The 19,580-nt window shown below is 69.7% G+C and carries 18 protein-coding genes; 10 read left to right on the plus strand and 8 right to left on the minus strand.

Annotation, left to right across the window (positions count from 1 at the left end):
- Positions 1-60: 60 nt before the first annotated feature.
- Both PHA84_RS12060 and PHA84_RS12065 read right to left on the minus strand, forming a co-directional pair.
- Positions 61-1,557 carry an aminopeptidase P family protein gene (locus PHA84_RS12060; RefSeq protein ID WP_270888366.1) on the minus strand — a complete coding sequence of 499 codons (1,497 nt, stop codon included), beginning with the start codon at positions 1,555-1,557 and terminating at the stop codon, positions 61-63.
- Positions 1,554-2,618 carry a DNA topoisomerase IB gene (locus PHA84_RS12065; RefSeq protein ID WP_270888367.1) on the minus strand — a complete coding sequence of 355 codons (1,065 nt, stop codon included), beginning with the start codon at positions 2,616-2,618 and terminating at the stop codon, positions 1,554-1,556. The genes PHA84_RS12060 and PHA84_RS12065 overlap by 4 nt, the downstream gene beginning before the upstream one ends.
- Positions 2,619-2,791: 173 nt before the next feature.
- Here PHA84_RS12065 and PHA84_RS12070 point away from each other — a divergent pair, with 173 nt between their 5' ends.
- Complete coding sequence (locus PHA84_RS12070; RefSeq protein WP_270888368.1) at positions 2,792-3,574, plus strand: IclR family transcriptional regulator; 783 nt, start codon at positions 2,792-2,794, stop codon at positions 3,572-3,574.
- Positions 3,575-3,577: 3 nt separating this feature from the next.
- Complete coding sequence (glpK, locus tag PHA84_RS12075) at positions 3,578-5,074, plus strand: glycerol kinase GlpK (protein ID WP_270888369.1); 1,497 nt, start codon at positions 3,578-3,580, stop codon at positions 5,072-5,074.
- Positions 5,075-5,116: 42 nt separating this feature from the next.
- Here the strand turns inward: glpK (PHA84_RS12075) and PHA84_RS12080 are convergent, their stop codons facing one another.
- From PHA84_RS12080 to PHA84_RS12100, 5 genes are all read right to left on the minus strand, one after another.
- Entirely contained in the window at positions 5,117-6,820 is a 1,704-nt protein-coding gene (locus PHA84_RS12080; RefSeq protein WP_270888370.1) for a glycerol-3-phosphate dehydrogenase/oxidase, read from the minus strand.
- 8 nt (positions 6,821-6,828) lie between these two features.
- The gene (glpK, locus tag PHA84_RS12085) at positions 6,829-8,349 is read right to left on the minus strand and encodes a glycerol kinase GlpK (protein WP_270888371.1); all 1,521 of its coding nucleotides are present in this window, start codon (positions 8,347-8,349) and stop codon (positions 6,829-6,831) included.
- Entirely contained in the window at positions 8,342-9,214 is an 873-nt protein-coding gene (locus PHA84_RS12090) for an MIP/aquaporin family protein (RefSeq protein WP_270888372.1), read from the minus strand. Before PHA84_RS12090 ends, glpK (PHA84_RS12085) begins: the two co-directional genes overlap by 8 nt.
- Positions 9,215-9,315: 101 nt before the next feature.
- A complete protein-coding gene (locus tag PHA84_RS12095; RefSeq protein ID WP_333742302.1) occupies positions 9,316-9,843 on the minus strand; it encodes a MaoC family dehydratase in 528 nt (175 codons plus the stop codon).
- 59 nt (positions 9,844-9,902) lie between these two features.
- Positions 9,903-10,928 (minus strand): hypothetical protein, encoded by a 1,026-nt coding sequence (locus PHA84_RS12100; protein WP_270888374.1) that lies wholly within the window; start codon positions 10,926-10,928, stop codon positions 9,903-9,905.
- Between the two features lie 39 nt (positions 10,929-10,967).
- Between PHA84_RS12100 and PHA84_RS12105 the strand changes: the two genes are divergently transcribed.
- Genes PHA84_RS12105 through PHA84_RS12115 form a run of 3 tightly spaced genes read left to right on the plus strand, consistent with a single transcriptional unit; the run spans position 10,968 to position 13,319 of the window.
- Positions 10,968-11,819 carry a PHP domain-containing protein gene (locus PHA84_RS12105; protein WP_270888375.1) on the plus strand — a complete coding sequence of 284 codons (852 nt, stop codon included), beginning with the start codon at positions 10,968-10,970 and terminating at the stop codon, positions 11,817-11,819.
- Entirely contained in the window at positions 11,816-12,433 is a 618-nt protein-coding gene (locus PHA84_RS12110; RefSeq protein ID WP_270888376.1) for a MarC family protein, read from the plus strand. Before PHA84_RS12105 ends, PHA84_RS12110 begins: the two co-directional genes overlap by 4 nt.
- Before the next feature lie 10 nt (positions 12,434-12,443).
- A complete protein-coding gene (locus PHA84_RS12115; protein ID WP_270888377.1) occupies positions 12,444-13,319 on the plus strand; it encodes a RecB family exonuclease in 876 nt (291 codons plus the stop codon).
- On the opposite strand, the gene PHA84_RS12120 is transcribed toward PHA84_RS12115, so the two are convergent.
- A complete protein-coding gene (locus PHA84_RS12120) occupies positions 13,303-14,211 on the minus strand; it encodes a hypothetical protein (protein ID WP_270888378.1) in 909 nt (302 codons plus the stop codon). The genes PHA84_RS12115 and PHA84_RS12120 overlap by 17 nt on opposite strands.
- A gap of 255 nt (positions 14,212-14,466) precedes the next feature.
- Here PHA84_RS12120 and PHA84_RS12125 point away from each other — a divergent pair, with 255 nt between their 5' ends.
- The 5 genes from PHA84_RS12125 (at position 14,467) to PHA84_RS12145 (ending at position 19,513) form a co-directional block, all read left to right on the plus strand.
- Positions 14,467-15,483: a LacI family DNA-binding transcriptional regulator gene (locus PHA84_RS12125; protein WP_270888379.1), complete on the plus strand. Its 1,017-nt coding sequence runs from the start codon at positions 14,467-14,469 to the stop codon at positions 15,481-15,483.
- A gap of 95 nt (positions 15,484-15,578) precedes the next feature.
- Entirely contained in the window at positions 15,579-16,706 is a 1,128-nt protein-coding gene (locus PHA84_RS12130; RefSeq protein WP_270888380.1) for an ABC transporter substrate-binding protein, read from the plus strand.
- Between the two features lies 1 nt (position 16,707).
- A complete protein-coding gene (locus tag PHA84_RS12135) occupies positions 16,708-17,616 on the plus strand; it encodes an ABC transporter permease (protein ID WP_270888381.1) in 909 nt (302 codons plus the stop codon).
- Complete coding sequence (locus PHA84_RS12140) at positions 17,613-18,446, plus strand: ABC transporter permease (protein WP_270888382.1); 834 nt, start codon at positions 17,613-17,615, stop codon at positions 18,444-18,446. Before PHA84_RS12135 ends, PHA84_RS12140 begins: the two co-directional genes overlap by 4 nt.
- Positions 18,443-19,513: an ABC transporter ATP-binding protein gene (locus PHA84_RS12145; protein ID WP_270888383.1), complete on the plus strand. Its 1,071-nt coding sequence runs from the start codon at positions 18,443-18,445 to the stop codon at positions 19,511-19,513. The genes PHA84_RS12140 and PHA84_RS12145 overlap by 4 nt, the downstream gene beginning before the upstream one ends.
- Positions 19,514-19,580: the final 67 nt, after the last annotated feature.

The following is a 19,580-nucleotide window of genomic DNA, read 5'->3' on the forward strand; positions in this document are numbered from 1 at the left end:
TCGAGCGCCGCTAGGAGCCCCATCGTCCAGCGCCGCTAGGACGCAGGTGCCACCCGCTCCTCAGCCGCGCCGGTCCTGAACCTCCCGGATCCAGCCCTCTACCTCGGCGCTGGTGCGCGGCATGGCCGCGGAGAGGTTCTCGTACCCGTCCTCGGTGACCAGCACGTCGTCCTCGATCCGCACGCCGATGCCGCGGAACCGCTCGGGCGCCTTGAGGTCATCGGCCTTGAAGTACAGCCCAGGCTCGACGGTGAGGACCATCCCGGGTCGCAGCTCGGCATCCAGGTACTCCTCCCGCGTGGCGAGGGCGCAGTCGTGCACGTCGATCCCGAGATGGTGGCTGGTGCCGTGCACCATCCAGCGTCGGTGGTACTGGCCGTGGTCCTTGTCCAGGGTGGCCTCCACGTCGACGCCCTCGGGCAGCAGCCCCCAGGCGTGCAGGTGCTCCGCGATGACCCGGATCGCCGCCGCGTGCACGTCCGAGAAGCGGTTGCCGGGCCTGACGGCGGCGAGACCGGCCTCCTGCGCGGCATACACCGCGTCGTAGACCTCGCGCTGCGCGTCCGTGAAGGTCCCGTTGGCGGGCAGGGTTCTCGTGATGTCGGCTGTGAAGAGCGACTCCCGCTCGACCCCGGCGTCCAGCAGGATGAGGTCCCCTTCGCGGAGGTCACCGGTGTTCTTGATCCAGTGGAGGGTCGTGGCGTGGTCGCCGGCCGCGCAGATGGAGTCGTACCCGACGCCGTTGCCCTCGTGCCGTGCGACCAGGCCGAACACGCCCTCGACCCAGCGCTCGCCGCGGCCTTTACCTACGGCCTCGGGAAGGGCCGCGATGACAGCCTCGAACCCGTGGCGGGTCGCCTCCACCGCCCTGCGCATCTCCTCGACCTCCCACTCGTCCTTCGTCAGACGGAGCGTGGAGAGGAAGTGGGCGAGCTCCTCGTCGGCTTCCGTGAGGTCGTCCTGGTCGGTCGTCTCCGAGCTGCGCTGGTCGTCCAGCTGACGGGTGAGGTCCCGGTCCGCGTCCCGCACGAGCCGGACGGTGACCTCCCCGGCGTCCTTGACCGCTGCGTCCGCGAACTCGTCGATGTGTCGTGCGGTCAGCCCCAGCTCGGTCTCGAGGTCCTCGATCGTCGGGCGCGCACCCACCCAGAACTCGCCGTACCGGGCGTCCGCGAAGAACTCGTCGGTGTCCCGGCCGGCCAGCGGGCGGAAGTAGAGCACGGCCTCATGGGTACCGTCGTCACGTGGCTCGAGTATGAGGACGGCGTCCGGCTCGCGGTCGCCACCCAGTCCCGTGAGGTGTGCGAAGGCGCTGTGCGGCCGGAAGACGTAGTCCGTGTCGTTGCTGCGGACCTTCAGACCGCCCGCCGGGATGACGAGCCGTTCACCCGGGAACGCGGCGCTCACTGCGTCCCGACGGGCGGCGGCATACCGCGCCGCCTCACTGAGCCCGGTGGCGCCCGGGTGACGAGGCGCCCAGTCCTCGGCGATGAACTTCCGCAGCTCGTCCGTGGTGGGGCGCGCGCGGTTCTCCGGCTTCTTCTGCTCTTCGCTCACCGGGCAATCGTCGCACGACGTCCACGCCGAGCGGTGGTCACCACGGCCTCCTCCGGTTCCTCGGCCGGGGCGAGGAGGGCTAGCAGCGCCCGCTCGGCCGCAGCCTGTCGGCGCTCGGGGTTGCGGTACCGGCGGGGGTCCACCTCTATGGTGCTGCCGGACTCGTAGCGGTCCAGCACCCGCGGGTCGATATAGGAGCTCTTCGCGATGGTCGGCGTGTTGCCGAGGTACTCGGAGACCTCCTGCACGGCTGCCTTGATGGCCCTCTTGCGGGAGGCCGGCGTGTCACCCGGCTCGTCGCTCGTGGCGAGTGCGACGGCCGCCAGCACCGTTGCGTGCCAGGTGCGGAAGTCCTTGGCTGTCATCTCGCCGCCGAGCAGGTCGCGGAGATAGCCGTTCACCGTCGCGGCGTCGAGGTCGGCCCAGCGACGGCCCTGCTGGTAGGCGAGCAACCTGCGGCTGGCGGAGCGGCGCCTTCGCATCCGCTCCAGCACTTGGATCGCCACGGCGTCGTCGATCTCCACGGTGTGCTCGATCCCGGACTTGCCGACGAAATGGAACACGATCACGTCCCCCCGGCGGCGGACGTGGTGTCGCTCGAGCGTCGTGAGGCCGAACGAGCCGTTGTCCTCGGTGTAGGCGTCGTTGCCGATGCGGAAGTACCCAAGGTCCAGAAGGCGCACCGCGGCAGCCGCAGCCCGTTCCCTGGTCATCCCCTGCCCTGCGAGGTCACGAAGGACCCGCCTCCGCGCCTGCGGCAGGCGCCTGGCGGCCGCCAGGACCCGGTCGAACTTCTCCTGGTCGCGCTTGACCCGCCACTGCGGGTGGTACAGGTACTGCCGCCGCCCGGCGGCGTCCGTTCCGACCGCCTGCAGATGGCCGTTCTGAAAGGGACAGATCCAGACGTCCTTCCACGCCGGCGGGATCGCCAGCGCTCGGATCCGCTCGACCTCGTGCGGTGGGAGGCGCTCGCCGTTCTCGTCGAGGTAGACGAAGCCGCGGCCGACCTTGCGCCGCGTCCAACCGCGCGACGAGGCGTTGACGGTCCGCAAACGAGGCATGGCGCACTGTAGGCACAGGGTGTTCCGCCTCGCACGCTCGACGGCCGGTCGCGCCGACGACTGTGTGCGCCGCCCGGGAGGACCAGTCGCGGGCCCAGTCTCGGCATCACGGCGGAGGGCAGTGGCGTTAGCGCGCTGACAAAAGGGACGAAGCGGCCATACAGTCAGCCCCTGTGGGGAACATTCAGTCGATCGAGCGCGCCGTCTCGGTGCTGCAGCTGCTGGCGGACGACCCGTCGCCGGTGGCCTTGGGGGAGATCGCGGCGCTGCTCGGCCTGGCCAAGCCGACGGCCCACGGCATCCTGGGCACCCTGGTGTCCTTGGGCTACGTCCGCAAGGTAGGCACGACCGGTGCCTACCTGCTCGATGGGCAGGCGAGGTCCTTGGCGCACCAGGAGCCTGACCGCAGCGACGTGCGCTCGAGATGCGAACCGTGGCTCGACGCCCTGGCGGCTCACACGCGGCTGAGCGCGCGGCTCGTGACCTTCGCGCGCCCCACCGGAGGCGGCCCGCCGACCGCCCTGGTGGTCCACCACGTCTTCCGCCCGGACAGCAGCAGCCAGGTCATGGAGGTGGGGGACCGGCTGCCGCTGCACGCCACCGCCCTGGGGAAGGTGCTCCTCGCTCTGTCGCCTCGTGGCCACCGGTGCGCGCCCTCGCTGGCCCTGGAGCCGTGCTCGTTCCGCACCATCACGACCGCCCGTCAGCTAGCGCAAGAGCTGCACCTGACGAGGAGCAGAGGGTATGCCGTGGAGCACGACGAGCACCTCGTGGGCCGGGCGGCGATCGCGGCGCCGGTCCACGGGCCGGGCGGCGTGGTGGTCGCTGCGATGGGTGCGCAAGGGGGTACTGACGAGCTCCTGCGTCCGGACGGACGTCCAAGGCCCGAGCTCGTCGCTCGCATGCGCGACGCGGCGGGATCGGCCTCTCGCGCGGTCGTGGCGCAGCGGTCCTAGCCGGTGGCGGAGCAGTTCGTCCTGAGCATCGACCAGGGCACTACCTCGACGCGCGCCATCCTCTTCGACCGGCAGGGGCGGGTTGCCGGGCTGGCCCAGCGGGAGCATCGGCAGTTCTACCCCAGGCCCGGCTGGGTGGAGCACGACGCTGAGGCGATCTGGCGCAACACGGTGCGGGTCGTCGGTGAGGCGTTGCAGGACAACGGCATCGGCATCCGCCAGGTCGTGGCGCTCGGCGTGGCCAACCAGCGGGAGACCTGCCTGCTGTGGGAACGCGCGAGCGGGAAGCCGGTGACCCGCGCCATCGTCTGGCAGGACGTGCGCACGGCCGACTCCGTCCGCCGGCTCCTCCAGGAACCGGGTGCGGAGTGGTTCCTCGAGCGATGCGGGATTCCGCCGGCCACCTACTTCACGGCGCCTCGGCTGGCCTGGCTGCTGCGCACGTACCCGGACCTGCGGCGCAGGGCCGAGGCTGGGGAGCTCCTCTTCGGCACCATGGAGACCTGGCTCGTCTGGAACCTCACCGGGGGCCCCGCGTCCGGGGTCCACGTCTCCGACGTCACGAACGCGAGCCGCACCATGCTCATGTCCCTGACGACTTTCTCCTGGGACGCCGAGCTGCTCGACTTCTTCGCCATCCCCGCGGCCATCCTCCCGACGATCGTGCCCAGCTCGGGAGTCGTGGGTACGGCGACCACCGTGCTCCCCGGGGTGCCGGTCGCGGGCCTGGTCGGCGACCAGCAGGGGGCGCTGTTCGGCCAGACCTGCTTCGGTCCCGGCGAGGCGAAGTGCACCTACGGCACCGGTGCCTTCCTCCTGCTCAACACCGGCACCCAGCTCGTCAGGTCCACGCACGGGCTGCTCAGCACCATCGCGTACCAGCTGTCGGACGGCACCGTGGCGTACGCGCTCGAGGGCTCGATCGCCACCGCCGGGTCGCTGGTCCAGTGGCTGCGCGACTCGCTGGGGCTGATCTCCTCGGCGCCTCAGGTGGAGACCCTGGCGATGACGGTGCGGGACAACGGTGGGTGCTACATCGTTCCCGCCTTCGCGGGGTTGCTGGCCCCGCACTGGAGCCCCGAAGCGCGCGGCGTCATCACCGGCCTGACCTCGTACGTGCGCAGCGGGCACCTGGCTCGCGCCGTGCTGGAGTCGACCGCCTGGCAGACCGCCGACGTCCTCAAGGCCATGGACCAGGACTCAGGGATCCCGTTGGAGACCCTGCGCGCGGACGGCGGCATGACGTCGAACCAGATGCTCATGCAGACCCTGGCCGACGTCCTCGACCTCACCGTGGTTCGGCCGATGGTGTCGGAGACAGTCAGCCTGGGTGCGGCCTACCTCGCTGGGCTTGCCGTGCGGTTCTGGCCCGACCTCGAGGGACTGCGGCGGAACTGGCATAGAGCCGGCCAGTGGGAGCCCGTCATGGATGCGGCGACCCGCGCACAGGGCGCCACGATGTGGCAGGCGGCCCTTCGTCGCGCGCTCGACCAACCGTGAGCCCCGAAGCTCCTGCGACCTTCTCGTGTCCCCGCGACCTGCTCAGATCGTCGAGTCCGGACCGCCGCGGCGTGCCTCGTCCGCAGTGAGGTCGTCCTGCATCGTCTGGCTGGTGCGCTCGGCCTCGACCCGGCCGAGGTAGACGTCGACCTCGTGGCGGGCGCGCTCCTCGTCCCAGCCGAGGACACCGGCCATGAGCGCCGCCGCCTCCGGAGCAGCTGACACGCCCCGGTCCCACGCCTCGATGGAGATCCGGGTCCGCCGGGTCAGCGCGTCGGTGAGGTGGTTGGCGCCCTCGTGCGACGCGGCGTACACGATCTCCGCCTTGAGATAGTCCTCGGCCCCGCTGAGCGGCTCTCCCAGCTCCGGCCGCTCGCGCACGAGGTCGAGCAGCTCGTGGGTGAGTGCACCGTAGCGAAGAAGGAGATGCTCGACCCGGGCCACGTGCAGACCGGCCCGCGCGGCGACGGCATGCCGCTGGTTCCAGACGGCGTGGTAGCCGACCGCCCCGAGCAGCGGGACGCTGTCGGTCGTCGACGGCGGCACCATGCGCGCCAGGGCCTGCGCGGCCTCGTCGACGGCATCCTTCGCCATGACGCGGTACGTGGTGTACTTGCCGCCTGCCACGACCACCAGGCCGGGCGCGCTGTGAGCGACGACGTGCTCGCGCGACAGCCGCGAGGTGGACTCCGACTCCCCGGCGAGAAGGGGGCGCAGACCGGCGTAGACCCCCTCGACGTCCTCGTGCGTGAGCGGAGTCGTGAGGACCCGGTTGACGTGGTCGAGGAGATAGTCGATGTCGGCGCGGGAGGCGGCAGGATGCGCCTTGTCCAGTGCCCAGTCGGTGTCCGTGGTGCCGATGATCCAGTGCCGGCCCCAGGGGATGACGAACAGGACCGAGGTCTCGGTGCGCAGGATGACACCCGTCTTCGCATGGATGCGGTCTCGGGGCACCACCACATGGATGCCCTTGGAGGCCCGGACGTGGAACTGCCCCCGCTCGCCCACCATCGCCTGCGTGTCGTCGGTCCAGACGCCCGTCGCGTTGACGATCTGGCGCGCGTTGATCACGAGCTCGCGGCCGCTCCTGCGGTCCAGGGCCCGCACGCCGGTCACCCGCTCGCCCTGTCGCAGGAAGCCGACGGCCTCCACCCGGTTGGCCACCAGCGCCCCGTAGCTGGCGGCGGTCCGAGCCACCTCCATGGTGTGCCGGGCGTCGTCGACCTGCGCGTCGTAGTACTGGATGGCTCCGGTCAACGCGCTGGGACGCAGGCTGGGGGCGAGCCGGAGGGCGCCACGCCTGGTGAGGTGCCGGTGGCGCGGCAGCCCGCCCGACTGGCCGGTGCCTTTGCTGAGAGCGTCATAGAGGGCGATACCGGAGCCGACGTAGAGGCGTTCCCAGCCCCGGTGGGTGAGCGGGTAGAGGAACGGGACGGGCCGTACGAGGTGAGGCGCGAGCCGGGTCAACAGCAGCTCGCGTTCCTTGAGCGCCTCATGCACGAGCCGGAAGTCGAGCATCTCGAGGTATCGCAGCCCGCCATGGATGAGCTTGCTCGACCGTGACGAGGTGCCGCTGGCGAAGTCGCGAGCCTCGATGAGCCCCGTCCGCAGTCCCCTCGTCACGGCGTCCAGGGCCGAGCCGGCGCCGACCACGCCGCCGCCGACCACGAGGATGTCGAGCTCCTCTCCCGAGGCGAGCGCCTCGATGGCGGTCTGGCGTCCCTGCGGTGACAGTGGCGTCCCCATGCTCTCCCTCACTCCTCGACGTCGACCCAGTCCAAGGTGCGCCGGACCGCCTTCTGCCACCCGGCATAGCCGTCGCGGCGTTGCTCCTCACTCCACTGCGGCTCCCACCGCCGGTCCTCGTTCCAGTTCTGTCGCAGCTCCTCGGTGCTCTTCCAGAACCCGGTGGCAAGACCAGCAGCGTAGGCCGCTCCGAGCGCCGTGGTCTCCGCCACGACCGGCTTCGAGACCGGCACGCCGAGGATGTCGGCCTGGAGCTGCATGGCGAGCCCGTTCGCCGTCACCCCCCCGTCCACCTTCAGGGTCTCCAGGACGACACCGCTGTCCTTCTCCATGGCGTCCGAGACGTCCCTGGTCTGGTAGCAGATCGCCTCGAGGGTCGCGCGCGCCAGGTGCGCGTTGGTGTTGTAGCGGGACAGGCCGACGATGGCTCCTCGCGCGTCGGCGCGCCAGTACGGTGCGAACAGGCCGGAGAAGGCAGGGACGAAGTACATGCCGCCGGTGTCCTGCACAGAGCCGGCGAGCCGCTCGATCTCGCCGGCCCCCGAGATGATGCCGAGCTGGTCGCGCAGCCACTGCACCGCCGACCCGGTCACGGCGATGGAGCCCTCGAGGGCGTAGACCGGCTTGTCCTCGCCCAGCTGGTAGCACACCGTCGTGAGCAGGCCCGAGCTGGAGCGGACGATGTCCTCGCCCGTGTTGAGGAGCATGAAGTTTCCCGTGCCGTAGGTGTTCTTGCCTTCGCCGGCGCCGAAGCACACCTGGCCCACCGTGGCCGCCTGCTGGTCGCCGAGGTCACCGGCGAGCGGGATCTCACCGCCGACCGGTCCACCCGCGAGGGTGTGGCCGTAGAACCGGGGGTCGGAGCTGGGCCGGATCTGCGGCAGCATCTCGCGCGGGATGTCGAAGAACCCCAACAGCTCGGCGTCCCAGTCCAGCGTCTCGAGGTCCATGAGCATGGTCCGGCTGGCGTTCGTCACGTCGGTCACGTGCACGCCGCCCCGCACGCCCCCGGTGAGGTTCCACAACAGCCACGTGTCCGTGTTGCCGAAGATGGCGTCACCGGCCTCGGCGGCCTGCCGTGCGCCGTCGACGTTCTCGAGGATCCACTGGATCTTTCCGGCCGAGAAGTAGGCGGCCGGAGGGATTCCGGCCTTGCGGCGGATCACCTCACCACGGCCGGAGGACTCCAGGGCCTGGGCGATGCGGTCGGTCCGGGTGTCCTGCCAGACGATCGCGTTGTAGAGCGGGCGACCGGTCCTGCGGTTCCAGACCACGGTCGTCTCGCGCTGGTTCGTGATGCCCAGCGCTTCGAGGTCCTCGGCCTGTAGCCGCAGCGTGGCCATGGTGGAGGCGATCACCGTCTGGGTGCGCTCCCAGATCTCCAGCGGGTTGTGCTCCACCCATCCAGCGCGCGGCAGGATCTGCTCGTGCTCGAGCTGGTGCTTGCCCACCTCGTTGCCCGAGTGGTCGAAGACCATGAACCGTGTGCTGGTCGTCCCCTGGTCGACCGCACCGACGAAGTCAGGCATGCTGCGCCCCTTCCCTGAGGATGTCGTTGCTGAGAGTGTCCTCCAACGGTGGGACGTGATCGTCGACCGCTTCCGCGTCGGCGTCAGCCACGGGCAGGAAGCGCCCCATGAGGCCGTCGTAGAAGGCCGCGCCGACCAGCGCGCCGACGAGCGGCCCGACGATGGGCACCCAGAAGTAGAGGTGGCCGTGCTGGTCGCTCATCGCGCTGCCGTACCCGGTCACGAGGCTGGCCAGGCGTGGACCGACGTCGCGGGCGGGGTTGATCGCGTAACCTGCGTCCGTGCCCCAGGCCATGCCGATGGCGACGACGGCCAGCCCGACGAGCAGCGGGGCGAGGTTCGCCCCTGGCGAGGTGTTGCGTAGGTCGGTGATGGCCAGCACGCAGACGAGCAGGATGGCGGTGCCTATGACCTGGTCGCGCAGGGCACCCAGTGTCCCGACGGGAAGGGCCCCGTTCCCCGGCAGGGTGGAGAAGATGCCCTGGGTGGCGATCGTCGTGCCGGGGTCGATGGAGTGGATGACCTCGCTGTAGTTCCAGCGGACCACCAGGGCGGCAAGGAAGGCCCCGACGGTCTGCGCGAGGGCGTAGGGCCCGACCTTCGCCCAGCTGAACCCACGGAACACCGCCAGCGCAACGGTGACGGCGGGGTTGAGGTGGGCGCCCGTCATGCGTCCCGCGACGTAGACGCCCAGCGTCACCCCCAGACCCCACCCCCAGGCGATGGTGTTGTGGTCGCCGAGGGTTCCCTTGCTGGTGACCACCTGGGCGACGACGCCGCAGCCGAAGAGGATGAGGAGGAAGGTGCCGGCGAACTCGGCCGCCATCTCTGCCACCAGGGTTCGCCGCTTGAGTACTTCTGCCATGGCCCGTGCCCTTTCACTGCCTGTGAGGAGGGCCCGACCGTATGAGCGCGGAGCGGCTCAGCGGTGACCGGCTGTTCGGCATTGTCGAACAGCCGGTCGACTCAGGCGCGTGACGGTGCCTCCCGCAGGTCGGGACGACCGGGCTGCTCCCCGCCGCGCGCCTGCAGGTACGACTGCTTGGGAACCATGACCTTCCGACGGAACACGCACACGAGCGTGCCGTCCTGGTTGTACCCCTTGGTCTCGACATGGACCACACCGCGGTCGTCCTTCGACCTGGACTCCCACTTCTCCAGCACCTCGGTCTGGCCGTAGATCGTGTCGCCGTGGAAGGTCGGCGCCACGTGACGCAGTGACTCGACCTCGAGGTTGGCGATCGCCTTTCCCGAGACGTCGGGCACCGACATGCCGAGGAGCAGCGAGTAGACGTAGTTCCCCACGACGACGTTCCTGCCGAACTGCGTCGTCTCCTCGGCGTAGTTCGCGTCGAGGTGGAGCGGATGGTGGTTCATGGTGAGCAGACAGAACAGGTGGTCGTCGTACTCGGTCACCGTCTTGCCGGGCCAGTGCTTGTAGACAGCGCCGACCTCGAACTCCTCATAGCTGCGTCCGAATTGCATGGCCCCCATCCTGCCGAGGTGGCGAAGCCCTGGACACGGGGGAGGCGCGTGCGTTCCCTCACAGGCCCTCAGCCCTCTCCCAGCGGGATCACCGGCGCACCATCGTCCCGGGGGCCGCGTAGCTCCAGTCGGAGCCCGCGGCAGAGCCCGAGCAGGGCCAGGTTGACGAACACGAGGAGGTACCCGGCGAACTCCTCGTCCAGCAGCCGGAAGAACTGGACGATGAAGAGCCCGGCAAGCAGCACGACCTCGAACAGCCGCAGCGACGCCGCGCGCTCCTCGCGAGCCCACAGGACAGCAGCGACGACCGCGAAGACGGCGGCGAGCACGCTGAAGGCGGCGTACACGATGTCCGTCGCCGCCGGATGACGGGTGAGGTGCAGCACGGGCCGCACCATCGAGGACAGGGTGAAGGCGACGAAGACCACGACCGCCGTCCGCTTGACCAGCTCCAGCCTCGGGAGCCGCGTGATGGCGCGACGGGTGACGGCGTAACCCCTGGCCACGAAGGACGGCGTGCCGGGCTGCACCGGCAGGCCTGCGATCGCCCGGCGGAGCGGCGCGGCCAGGGGCTCACCGGGTCCCACCTCGTCCAGGAGCCGGAGAGCACTGCGGCGCTCACCCTCGTCCAGGTCGTGTGCCGCAGACTCCTTCAGCAGCTCCACTGCGTTCACCACGCGCTCGCGGTCGGTCAGGGGATGGCGCTGGACCACGAAGTCGACCACCAGGTACATGCCGACGAACGTGCCGTAGATGATTGCCGCGACGGGCTCGTAGAAGTAGTTGTTGTCGCCGGTGACGAACTTGCCGACCTCGTCGATGAACAGCCCGAAGCCGACGCCCGCGAAGACGGTGGCCACGGTGCGCGCGGTACGGCTCAGGAACAGCATGAACATCAGCAGCGCGACAAGCATCCCGAGGCCGCCCCACAGCAGGTGGGCCAGGTGCAGCGTCCCCTGTCCCAGCTGCGGAAACCCGGTGGCTGCCAACAGCATCCGCGTTACTGCGATGGCGCCGACGGCGCACACCAGGAAGATCTCGAACCGGTCGGCCCCTTCGGCGTCCCGGATCGGCACGCGCGAGCGACCGGTCACCAGCCGATGATGACATGGCCCTGGGCCTACCCTTGGGTCGTGCCGATCGATCTCCATGCCCACTCCTCGGCGAGCGACGGCACGGAGCCCGCCGCGCAGGTCGTGGCCTCGGCGGCGCGGGCCGGTCTGGATGTCGTCGCGCTGACCGACCATGACACGTACGCCGGGTGGACCAGCGCCGTGCGAGCCGCCCGCGAGGTGGGCGTGGGCCTCGTGCGGGGGGTGGAGATCTCATGCTCATACCACGGAGTCAGCGTGCACCTGCTCGCCTACCTCGTCGACCCCGAGTCGCCCGGCCTGGCAGCCGAGCTGCACAAGGCGCGGCGGAGCAGGGTGAGCCGGGTCGACCGGATGGTGGAGAGGATGGCGGCCGACGGCATCCCGGTCACGGTGGAGCAGGTCCGCCGCCTCGCGGGCGAGGGCACCACGATGGGCCGCCCGCACATCGCCGACGCGCTCGTGGCCAGCGGGTACGTGGCCACCAGGGACGAGGCCTTCGCGGACGTGCTTCGCAACGGGAGCCGGTACTACGTCTCGCACTACGCGCCGGACCCGGTGACGGCCGTGCGGCTGGTGCGGGCTGCGGGCGGCGTCCCCGTGATGGCGCACCCGTTCGCGAACGGGCGGGGGTGGACCGTGGAGGACCGGGTGGTCGAGGAGATGGCGCTGGCCGGCCTCGCCGGGCTGGAGGCCCGTCACCGCGACCACACCCAGCTCGAGCGGTTGCACGCCGAGGAGCTGGCCGCCCGGCTGGGGCTCTTCACCACCGGCTCCAGCGACTACCACGGCGCGGGCAAGCAGAACCGGCTCGGCGAGAACACGACCACGAGGGACGTCCTCGAGCAGATCGAGGCGGAGGCTACGAGCGGGGTGGACGTGGTCCGCGCGTGAGCCGCATCGTGGACCTGCAGACTTTCGGGTCGGTCTTCGTCACCCTGCTGGTGATCATGGACCCGCCTGGCGCACTGCCGATCTTCCTGGCCCTGACCGGAGCGCTGACCCAGCGGCAGAAGGTCGCGGCAGCCCGCCGAGCGTCGCTGGTGGCGCTCGGTGTCATCGTCCTCTTCGCGGTCTTCGGCCAGCAGATCCTGACGTACCTCCACATCTCCCTGCCCGCCCTTCAGGGGGCCGGCGGCCTCCTGCTGCTGCTTGTGGCGCTCCAGCTGCTGACCGGGTCGGAGCAGGAGCAGCATGCGGACGCAGGCGTCAACGTCGCCCTGGTACCGCTCGGTACCCCGCTGCTCGCCGGACCTGGGGCCATCGTCGCCACCATGCTCGCCGTCCGGCGCTCGCACGCAGTGGACGAGTACCTCGCGGTAGGGCTGGGCCTGGTCGCGACGATGGCCGTCGTATGGCTCTTCTTCCGGTTCGCCGGCCAGGTCCACCGGGTCCTGCGCGACAGCGGCACGGTGCTCATCACCCGGATCGCTGGCCTGCTGCTGTCCGCGATCGCCGTGCAGATGGTCGCGGACAGCATCCGCGCCTTTGTCGGCACCACGACCTAGCCTGGGCGCTGTGCACGAGGGGAAGTTCATCCAGCAGGAGCTCGGCGGGATGCCGAGACGGCTCTTCCGCGCGAGCCCGAGCAAGCTGCTGGCGTGGGTCGACTGTCCGCGTCGCTACCGGATGCAGTATCTCGACCGGCCCGCGCCCGCAGCGCGGGTCCAGCGCGCCCACACCTCCGTCGGCGTTGCGGTGCACAACGCCCTGCGCGACTGGTGGGACCTGCCGGCCGGCCGGCGCACCGCCGCCGCGGGCGCCGAGCTGGTGCGCCGGTCCTGGATCGACGTGGGGTTCCGCGATCCCGAGCAGTCCGCGTGGTGGCTGGCCCTGGCGCAGGCGCAGGTGGCGGCATACCTGTCAGGGGTCGACCCCGTCCGGCAGCCCCTGGGCGTCGAGCGCACGGTGTCGCTCAAGACCGAGGCCCTGGCGCTGCACGGCAGGGTAGACCGTCTAGACGACCGGGGGGACCATCTCGCAGTGGTGGACTACAAGACGAGCCGGCAGCCACCCACGGCAGACGATGCCCGCACCTCACTGCCGCTCGCGCTGTATGCCGCGGCTGCCTGGAAGATGTTCCGCCGACGGTGTGTCCGCGTCGAGCTGCATCACCTGCCCACCGGCACCGTGGCCGCCCACGACCACACCGGCGACTCCCTGCGACGCAAGATCGCCGAGGCGGAGTCGATCGCCAAGGAGGCCCGCGCGGCGGAGGCGGACTACGCCGAGCTCGGTGTCGACGCGCCCAGCTTTCCGGCCAGGGTCGGACCGCTGTGCCAGTGGTGCGACTTCCGGACGCACTGCCCGGCCGGTCAGGCGTACGGAGAGGAGAAGTCGGGCTGGGCGGCTCTCGAGGGTCCCGCGGCGCTGGGCGTCACCAGGCCCAGCTGATGCCGACCGTACCGGGCCCCGCCCTGTGGAGGACCTGCTGGACGCTGGTCGCCGCGTCGAGGGTCATGGCGGAGCCGGCCCTGGTGCCCTCGACGACGCTGTAGCCCTGCACCGAGCGCGGCAGCCTGTCCGGGTGGAACCGCACCCACAGCATGATCTCGCTGACCCGGTGCCAGAGGTGGTGCTCGATGGAATGGCCGGCCGACAGGTTCTTGGGCAGCCGCACCTCGTACTCCACGGCGGCCGTCTCCCCGCCACGAAGCGTCCGGTCCAGCATCAGCTCGCCGACGAACCCTCCGTCCCGTGGCAGGGACACGACCCGCCCCAGCCGGCCACCACTGATCGCCGAGACCTCGATCTGGTCGTCGCTCCGCCTCGGCGCGGTGAGCAGAACGGGCAGGCGGCGGGCCCCGTCCCGAGTGGCCCTGACCACGTTGCGCACCGTGCGGAGGCGTTCAGACCCTTGTGCGTCGACCTCCAGGGTGGCGTGGACGGTCACATCCACGACCTCGAGGAACGGCGTGAAGCCGAGACTCTCCAGAGCCTCGCAAGCCCCCACCAGCTCCACGGGAAGCCGCGCGGCCTGGCGTGCGGCGCGCGGGGGACCGGGCCGTCGGGGCGGACCCAGGGTCGCGCTGAGCTGCTCCGGCGCGAGCCCCAGGATGGCCTCGAGGTTCGCGAGCGCCTCCAGGGAGCTGGCGCGCTGGGGTGCCCTGCGGCCGGACTGCCAGTAGCTCAGCGTCGCGATGCTGAGGGGGGTGCCTCGCTCCTGAAGCCGTCGACGCAATGACTCCAGGCTGCGGCCGCTGCCTGAGATGGCGGCGCGCAGAGCGGTGGGGAACGCCACATCGGCGTCCCCTCCCGGACCCTGGCCCGAAACGGACGTGGACATGGCTACGGTCCCCCCTGTGCCGATGCGGCCCCGATTGGGCGGTCCGCAGCTCCCCTGGACGTCACTCTTTCGTCACCCTAGGCGTTGACAGGATTGGGCGTCCGCAAGTTAAGAAGCGGCCCACCGAGGCCGCCCGAGCTCACGCCCCAGCACCTCCTTCGCGACATCGCACCTACTCCGCGCCACGTGGACACTTGCGATTACGCTGGCGCAAGGCCGAGGACCCGTGGTCCGGAACTCTTGGAGGGTGACACCGTGGCGACGCCTGAGACCTCCCGTCCGGCGAACCTTCGCGACGTCGCCAAGGCCGCTGGCGTGTCGCTCACTCTCGCGAGCTTCGCACTTAACGGCCGCGAGGGCGTCGCCGAGAAGACCCGTAAGCGGATCCTCCAGGCGGCGGATCAGCTTGGCTACCGGGCCAACCCGTATGCGAGGGCTCTGCGTCGGGGTCGGAGCGCCACATTCGGTCTTGTGGTGCGCAACTTGTCAAACCCGTACTTCCTCGACGTCATAGCGGGGGCGGAGGAGGTTGCCCACGAGGCGGGCGTCGCTCTGCTGGTCCTGGACTCCGACTACTCGCTGGAGCGGGAGTCGGCCCACGTGGAGCGGCTTGCCGACTATCGCGTTGAGGGCCTGGCCATCGCGCCGGTCGGCACCGGGGATGCCATCCGCTTATGGCGTGACCTCTCACCCGGCCGGCCTACCGTGGCACTCAACGCTGTCGCGGCAGGAATTGCCGGGATCTCACGTGTCGCCCCGGACAACCGGCGGGCCGTGGAGCTACCGGTGCGCCGGCTGGCGGAGCTCGGCCACCAGGAGGTGAGCTTCGTGGCGGCACCCCAAGCCCTGATGGCAGACGGCGACCGTCTCAGGTACTTCCGGCGCGTCGCTCGCGAGGCGGGAGTTGCGGCACGCGTGATACGGACGCCTTTGAGCGTGACAGGGGTCGAGCAGGCGATCGGCAGCGCCATCACGCGCGGTCCCGCTCCCACAGCCGTCATCTGCAACTCCGACTACACGGCACTCGGGGTCTACCGTGCGGCGCGGACGCATCGCGTGGGCATTGGAGCTCGGTTGTCAGTCGTCGGTCATGACGACCTACCCACGTCCGCGTTCCTTGACCCTCCCCTGGCCACGCTCGCCCTTGATCGCCGAAGACTCGGCCGCGTACTCATGTCACGGCTACTCGATGACGGTCCTGCGGCGGACCACCGGGAGCCGGTGGAGTTCCTCGAGCGGAAGTCTTTGGTCCGGGCCCCGCGCCCCGGGTGACCGCTTGACAGAGGGCCTGGAAGCTCTGATCATGTCTCCCGCGCCTAAATCGTTTTATAGAGATGCGTCGTTCGACGCAGAAGCAGGGGGACCTCATGGCACGTACTTTCCCGCGCACGGCCCTGGGCTTGTCGCTGGTCGCGCTCTCCCTCGCCGCCTGCGGCGCACCGCCCACGCACTCCGAGGCCGGTCGGTCGCCGGCTGCGTCGGCAACTTCGGCAGTCGCCGCAGGCGGCATGGAGGCACTGCTGAAGGCGGCCAAGAAGGAGGGTGCGCTCAACGTCATTGCACTGCCTCCGGACTGGGCCAACTACGGCGAGATGATCGAGCAGTTCTCGGCTGAGTACGGGATCAGGGTCAACTCCGCACAACCCGATGCTTCGAGCCAGGACGAGGTCAACGCGGCGCGCCAGCTCGCGGCCAGCGATCGGGCACCAGACGTGTTCGACCTCGGCGCAAGTGTCGCGCTCGCGAACACCGCGCTCTTTGCCCCGTATCGGGTGGCGAGCTGGGAAGACGTCGCCGACGACCACAAGGACCCGGATGCGAAGTGGTTGGACGACTACGGCGGCTTCATGACGATCGGCTACGACGCCAACCAGGTTGCGGCGCCCACGACGATCAAGGACCTCCGCAAGCCCGAGTACAAGGGCAAGGTCGCCCTCAACGGTGACCCCACCCAGGCGTCTGCAGCGTTGAACGGTGTGGTCGCCGCGGCCCTCGGCAACGGTGGCTCGGCCGATGACGTTGCTCCAGGGGTGGAGTTCTTCGCTGACCTGAAGAAGCGCGGCAACTTCCTGCCCCTTGACCCGACGCCGGCGACCGTGGAAAGCGGACAGACCGCTGTCGTACTGGACTGGGACTACCAGAACGCCGGTATGGCGAAGCAGTTCAAGGGTTCCAAGGTCGACTGGCGGATGGTGGTGCCCGCTGGCGCCGTGATCGGTTCCTACTACATGCAAGCCATCAACAAGGACGCACCACATCCCGCAGCGGCTCGCCTGTGGGAGGAGTTCCTGTTCTCCGACAAGGGCCAGAACATCTGGCTCAACGGCCTGGCCCGCCCCGTCCGGGCAGACGCCATGACCAAGAGCGGGACCATCGACGCCAAGGCGTACGCGTTGCTGCCAGCACTGTCGGGCACCCCCGTCCAGCTGACCACCGCGCAGTCCGACAAGGCGAAGGCGTACGTCGCCGAACACTGGGCGCAAGCGGTGAACTGAGGTGGCGGCTTCCAACCCGGTGAAGGGCGGCCGGGGCGGGCGCAGGGACCGGCGTGCTCGGCTGGGACCGGCGGGACACTACCTGGCACTCGCCCCCTTCCTGGTCTTCGTATCAGTGTTCCTGCTCTATCCGACGGTGGTCGTGGTGATGGGCGCGTTCCAGGACAACGGGGGGCATCCGACGTTGTCCAACCTTCGCGCAGTCACGGGCAGCGTCTATGCCGACGCGTTCGTCCGCTCCATCGAGCTCTCGGCAGTGACCGCTCTCGTCGGGGCGGTTCTGGGCGCGCTGCTCAGCTGGGCGATCGCGGCGGCGAAGCCAGAGGGCCTGGTGCGGCGTCTGGTCTTGGCCGGGTGCGGCGTCCTGGCTCAGTTCGGTGGTGTCACGCTGGCATTCGCCTTCATCGCCACCGTCGGCGTGACCGGCCTGGCGACCAACCTCCTGCGCGAGCTCTTCGCCATCGAGCCACCCCGGGGCGGCGCCTGGCTTTTCGACATGCCGGGACTGATGGTCGTCTACACCTACTTCCAGATCCCGCTCATGGTGCTGGTCTTCCTGCCCGCCGTCGAAGGACTCCGGCCTCAGTGGCACGAGGCGGTCCAGAGTCTGGGCGGGTCGACGTGGCGTTACTGGCGTCATGTCGGGGGACCCGTGCTGAGCCCTGCCTTTCTCGGAGCGACGCTGCTGCTTTTTGCCAACGCGTTCTCAGCCTACGGAACGGCCGCAGCCCTGGTTTCGCAAGGCAGCCCGATCGTTCCTCTTCAGATCCGCGCCTTCATGACCAGCGAGGTGATCACCGGGCAGCAGAACCTCGGCAAGGCCTTGGGCCTCGGCATGATCGTCGTCGTCGCACTGTTCATGGGACTGTACGCGCTGTTGCAGCGCCGGACCGCCCGGTGGTTGCGATGAGGCGGACGGCGGCACCTCGCCGTTGGACCGGGCACAGTGCTCTGCGTGCGCTCGTGCTGGCGGCGAGTGCCCTGTACTTCCTGTTGCCGCTCATGGCGATGCTGGAGTTCAGCACGCGCGGTACGACGGGCCGCAGTCTGGAGTCGTGGCGGGCGATCGGGTCCACGCCGGCCATGCTGGCCGGAATCCGGATCTCGCTCACACAGGCCGTCCTCACGACTGCTCTTGTCCTGGGCCTTCTCGTCCCCACCACGGCGTGGGTCCACCTGCGTGTTCCGCAGCTGCGGCGCGCGATGGAGCTGGTCTGTCTGCTGCCGCTGACCATCCCCGCCATCGTCGTGGTGGTCGGTATAGCGGACCTCTACGCCTGGGTGACCTACCTCCTCGGCGACTCACCGCTCACCCTGACGTTCGCATACGGAGTCCTGGCACTTCCATACGCCTTCCGAGCCATCGACAACGGCCTCTCTGCGATGGACCTGCGAACCCTTGCGGAGGCCGCCCGAAGTCTCGGCGCCTCGTGGACCACCGTGCTCCTTCGCGTGATGGTCCCTAACCTTCGGGTCGCGCTCGTGTCGGCTGCGTCGCTCACGATGGCGCTTGTGCTGGGCGAGTTCACCCTGGCGTCGTTGCTGAACTTCGACAACCTTCAGGTCGAGATCAACGTCATCGGCAAGCGGGACGCCGGCCTGTCGGTGGCTGTCGCGCTGGCGTCCATGATCTTCGCCTTCGTCGTTCTGTTCGTCCTCGGTTTCATCGGGAGGCGACTGCCCTCCACCACCAGCGACGACGACGTGCCTGCCGCCGTCCGAGAGGAGATCACGTCGTGACGCATCTACAGATGAGTGGCCTCGGGAAGGCCTTCGGCGGCGTGCGCGCCCTGGACTCCTTCGACCTGGACATCGCAGCCGGGGAGTTCGTCAGTCTGCTGGGGCCCAGCGGCTGCGGCAAGACCACCGCCCTGCGTATCGTTGCGGGCTTCGAGAGCGCGGATCGGGGACGTGTCGTCATCGACGGTCAGGACGTCACCCGTCTGACCCCCGACCGGCGCGACATCGGAATGGTCTTCCAGGCCTACAGCCTGTTTCCCAACATGTCCGCTGCCGGGAACGTCGAGTTCGGGATGCGACTGCGCGGTGTCGCGCCCCGGCGCCGCCGGGACCGTGCCGGGGAGCTCCTCGACCTGGTCGGTCTTGCGGCTCACGGTGGCAAGTACCCTCATCAGCTCTCCGGAGGACAGCAGCAGCGCGTCGCCCTCGCTCGAGCCCTCGCGATCGAGCCCAAGATCCTGCTGCTCGACGAGCCGCTGTCGGCGCTGGACGCCAAGGTGCGGGTCAACCTCCGTGGAGAGATCCGGCGGATCCAGAAGGACCTGGGGATCACGACCCTGTTCGTGACTCACGACCAGGAGGAGGCGTTGGCGATCTCCGATCGCGTCGGGGTGATGTCCGAGGGCCGCATGGAGCAGCTCGACGTCCCTGCCACGGTGTACCGCGAACCGGCAACGCCGTTCGTCGCGCAGTTCGTCGGGGTGACCAACGCACTTCTGGGATCGATCGAGGGAAGCCACGTCGTGGTCGACGGGAGTCGAGTGCCCATCCAGGAGGCCCGAAGCTATCGGCAGGGCGCCAAGGTACGGCTCCTGGTGCGGCCGGAGGAGGTTCATCTGGCCGAGGCCGACGGCAACGAGATGTCGGCCCACTCCGCCAAGATTCTCGCGACGGTTCTCACCAACAGCTTTCTCGGGCCCGTGTCTCGCGTGACGGTCCGTCTCGATACCGGGGAAGGCCAGCTCGTGCTTGCCGACATGCCCTCGCCTGAGGGAGGCGGCTTCGCGCCCGGTCAACAGGTGCTCGTTGAGCTGCGCCTGCGGCGTCCCATGCTGGTGGAGCGGTGAGCGCTCGGCGCCCGCGGACCACCCTGGAACGGACTCTGCGGGCTGGTGGCTCCATCTCGTCCGGAAC

Source organism: Pedococcus sp. 5OH_020, from assembly GCF_027812955.1.
Classification (GTDB): Bacteria; Actinomycetota; Actinomycetes; order Actinomycetales; family Dermatophilaceae; genus Pedococcus.